Genomic DNA, 1517 nt, shown 5'->3' with positions numbered 1-1517 from the left:
GTTGTGGGGCGAGCAGATCGCCAGCGCTTGCTGGTGTTGCTGGGCGCCGGCTACCTCACCGCCTGGAGCGTGTTCGGCCTGCTGGCACATGGGCTGCATGCGGTGCTGCTCGCTGGGGTGGCGCGGGTGCCGCTGCTGGGCTGGCATGGCTGGCTGATCGGCGCGGCCACGCTGGCGGGTGCCGGTGCCTTCCAGTTCAGCGCGCTGAAGTATCGATGCCTCGACCAGTGCCGCTCGCCGCTGAGCTTCGTCATCAGCCATTGGCATGGCCCCGCGCCGCAGCGGCAGGCATTCCTGCTGGGGCTGCGCCACGGGCTGTTCTGCGTGGGGTGCTGCTGGGCGCTGATGCTGCTGATGTTCGTGGTGGGCGCGGGCAGCCTCGGCTGGATGCTGGTGCTGGCCGCCGCCATGGCCATCGAGAAGAACGTCGCGTGGGGACGTCGGTTGTCTGCGCCGTTGGGCGTGGCGCTACTGGCGGGTGCCGCTGCGCTTGTGGCAACGCACCTCTGGGGCGCAGCGCCCCTCGCGTGATGGCCACCGTGGATGCCATGGATACCATCAACGACGGCCAGCTCGCCCTGCGCACGGTGGTGCTCACCAGCATCACCATGGTGGCGTTCGCCTCCAACTCGCTGCTGTGCCGGCTGGCGTTGCAGCATGCGTCCATTGATGCGGCCAGCTTCTCAAGCATCCGGCTGGTGTCGGGCGCGATCATGCTGGCCATCCTCGCGCGATGCAACGCTGGCCGGGCGCCCGAAGCCCGCACGGATTGGACCGCCGCGGCCATGCTGTTCACCTACGTCGCGTTCTTCTCGTTTGCGTATCTCACCTTGAGCACGGGCACGGGCGCGCTGATCCTGTTCGGTGCAGTGCAGCTCACCATGCTGGGCGCGGGCCTGCGCGCGGGTGAACGGTTCGAACCGCTCGGCTGGGCGGGCTTTGCGCTGGCGCTGGGCGGGCTGATCTACCTGGTATCGCCCGGTGTAACGGCGCCGACGCCACTGGGCGCCGCCCTGATGACGGTGGCCGGCGTGGCCTGGGGGGGGTATTCGCTGCGCGGGCGCGGGCTCGACAATCCACTGGGCGCCACCGCCGGCAACTTCCTGCGTGCCGCGCCCATGGCGCTCGCCTTGAGTGCGGTGCTGGTCAGCCGCGCGCACGCCAGCCCGGTAGGGATCGCGCTAGCGCTGGCCTCTGGTGCGGTCACTTCGGGCATCGGCTATGTGATCTGGTATGCGGCCCTCAAGGGGCTCTCGGCGATCCGCGCGGCGGCGGTGCAACTGTCGGTGCCGCCCATTGCGGCGTTTGGCGCGGTGCTGTTCCTGGCTGAACCACTGACGCCGCGGCTGGCGGCGGCCTCTGCCGCCATCCTGGGCGGGATTGCCCTGGTGCTGGCCAGTCGCACCCAGCGCAAGCGCGCCGAGGCCGCGTCCTAGGGGCTAGACCCGACCCGGAGCGGTTACAATCACGCCTTTCCGTGAACGACGCGCACAGCCTTGATTCCGCTGTGCTGCTGC

General features: G+C 69.8%; 2 protein-coding genes. Both read left to right on the top strand.

Annotation, left to right across the window (positions count from 1 at the left end; translation table 11 throughout):
* On the top strand, positions 1 to 531 hold a 531-nt coding region (locus JHD73_RS27650; RefSeq protein ID WP_199033320.1), incomplete at its 5' end, for a DUF2182 domain-containing protein.
* 17 nt (positions 532 to 548) lie between these two features.
* A complete protein-coding gene (locus JHD73_RS27645) occupies positions 549 to 1436 on the top strand; it encodes a DMT family transporter (protein WP_199033319.1) in 888 nt (295 codons plus the stop codon).
* Positions 1437 to 1517 lie beyond the last annotated feature (81 nt).

The sequence above is a fragment of the Ralstonia sp. ASV6 genome, from assembly GCF_016429285.1.
GTDB classification, from domain to species: domain Bacteria; phylum Pseudomonadota; class Gammaproteobacteria; order Burkholderiales; family Burkholderiaceae; genus Ralstonia; species Ralstonia flaminis.
This window is presented reverse-complemented; position numbering and strand designations above follow the sequence as displayed.